The following is a 2,230-nucleotide window of genomic DNA, read 5'->3' as shown; positions in this document are numbered from 1 at the left end:
CCCACCCGCACGCCCCCGCCCCGCCCGCTGTCCCGGTCCCGGCCGACGGCCTTCCGCATCCCGTCCCTCGGCATCGACGCCCCGGTCATGGGCCTCGGGCTCACCAAGGGCCGGGAGCTGGCGACCCCGCCGGTCGACAAGCCGAAACTCGTGGGCTGGTACCGGGGCGGCGCCACGCCCGGCGAGTCCGGTACGGCGATCGCCGTCGGCCACCGCGACACCAGGACCGGCCCCGCCGTCTTCGCCGCACTCGGCCAGGTGAAGCCCGGCAAGCTGATCGAGGCCGTGCGCGCGGACGGCCGTACCGCCGTCTACACCGTGGACCGCGTGAAGATCTTCGACAAGTCGGGCTTCCCCGACAAGGAGGTCTACGGCCCGGCCCGGCGCCCGGAACTGCGAGTGATCACCTGCGGCGGCCTCTTCAACCGGCGGACGGGCTACAGCAGCAACGTCGTCGTCTTCGCCCACCTCACCCAGACCCGCGAGCCACGAGCGCCGAGGAACACGCCGGCACCGAAGAGCGAGGGCCCGCCGGAGAACGGGGGCGTGCCGGAGAACGGGGGCACGTCGGCAAGTGGGGATCCGCTGAAGGCCGGGGACGTGCCGGGGAGTCGGGCCGCGCCGACGAACTGGGGCGTGCCGGGGAGCGAAGGTGCACTGGCGAGCGAGGGCGCCCCGGCGAGTGGTGGAACGGCGAAGTCCCCCGACATGACGGGAAATGCCGGAGTGTCGGCAAGTGGAACCCCGCTGGCTGCGGGCGGGGCCGTGCCGGAAGGCGGCGGGGTGCCGGCGAGCCGGGCCGGGACGCCCGTGAGCGGGACCGTGCCGGGAAGTGCAAGTGGGGCGGCGAGCGCAGGAGTTGCCGGGAGCGCGGCGGTGCGCTGAGGAGAGCGAGGGCTCCCGGTGAGCGGAACGGTGTACTGAATCCGGGAGTCCGTTTTCTCGCGGGCTGGACCGTAGCTCCCGATCTCGCCCAGTCTCTTCCCCCGGCCGCACGCATTCCGTTAACTTCCGTGACTCACAGCCCCGTACGACCCGCACGGGGTCTCTCGACCGCGGAGCACCAGCGCCTGAACCAGCCCCCGGGGGCACCGTCATGACACGCGCCATATCCCTGCACGACGTGAGCAAGACCTACACCCGGGGCGCCCGGGTGGTGGACCGGCTCTCGCTGGACATCGCGCCCGGCGAGTTCCTCGTCCTGCTCGGCCCCTCCGGCTGCGGGAAATCCACCGTGCTCAGGATGATCGCCGGGCTGGAGGAGATCACCGAGGGCCAGCTCAGGCTCGACGGCGAGTACGCCAACGACCTGCTGCCCGCCGAGCGCCGGATGGCGATGGTGTTCCAGAACTTCGCCCTCTACCCGAACATGACCAGCCGCGGGAACATCGGCTTCCCGCTGCGCATCGAGGCCCCCGACGAGGACCCCCGGGCCCGCGTGGACGCCACCGCCCGCATGCTGGGCATCGAGGACCTCCTCGACCGCTACCCGGGCCAGCTCTCCGGCGGGGAACGCCAGCGCGTGGCGATGGGACGGGCCATCTCCCGCCGCCCCTCCGCCTTCCTCATGGACGAGCCGCTGTCCAACCTCGACGCCAAGCTCCGCAACCACCTGCGCGCCGAAATAGCCGGACTGACCCGGGAGTTGGGCGTCACCACGGTCTACGTCACCCACGACCAGGCCGAGGCCATGTCGCTCGGCGACCGGGTCGCCGTCCTGCGCGGCGGAGTCCTCCAGCAGGTCGGCACCCCGCGCTCGGTGTACGCGCTGCCCCGCAACGTCTTCGTCGCCGCCTTCATCGGCACTCCGCGCATCAACCTCCTGCGCGGAGTGGTCCGGGCCCCGCTGGACGGCGCGATGACCATCAGCCTCGGCAAGCAGTACCTGCGACTGCCCGAACCCCTGTCCCTGGACCACCAGTTGCTCCGCGTCCAGCAGGGCCGCGAGGTGATCGTGGGCCTGCGCTCGGAGGCGATCCGCATCGCCAAGCGGACCTCGGCCCGACCCGGGGAGATGCCGATCACCGGTCTGGTGGAACACGTGGAGTTCCAGGGGCACGAGGTCCTCGTCCACTTCAACACCGGCTCCCGCCCCGCCTTCGTCCCCGAACTGGAGGCCCCGCGCCCCGCCGCGCGCCCGCCCCGGCGCCGCCGCCGCGAGGGCACGGTCCTGGACCGCCTGAGAGAGCGCGCGGTCTCCCGCCGCGCGGTCTCTGTGGTGGTCCTGGAG

At 72.6% G+C, this 2,230-nt stretch carries 1 protein-coding gene and 1 pseudogene; both read left to right on the top strand.

The genetic code is table 11. The features are described from left to right. Positions 1-483, top strand: a pseudogene (locus AOJ26_RS39985) (class F sortase); the annotation flags it as partial. Between the two features lie 613 nt (positions 484-1,096). Further along, positions 1,097-2,230 (top strand): ABC transporter ATP-binding protein (locus tag AOJ26_RS39980; protein ID WP_053853245.1); only part of this gene is annotated, 1,134 nt, incomplete at its 3' end.

Source organism: Streptomyces sp. NRRL B-24085, from assembly GCF_001282115.1.
GTDB lineage: Bacteria > Actinomycetota > Actinomycetes > Streptomycetales > Streptomycetaceae > Streptomyces.
This window is presented reverse-complemented; position numbering and strand designations above follow the sequence as displayed.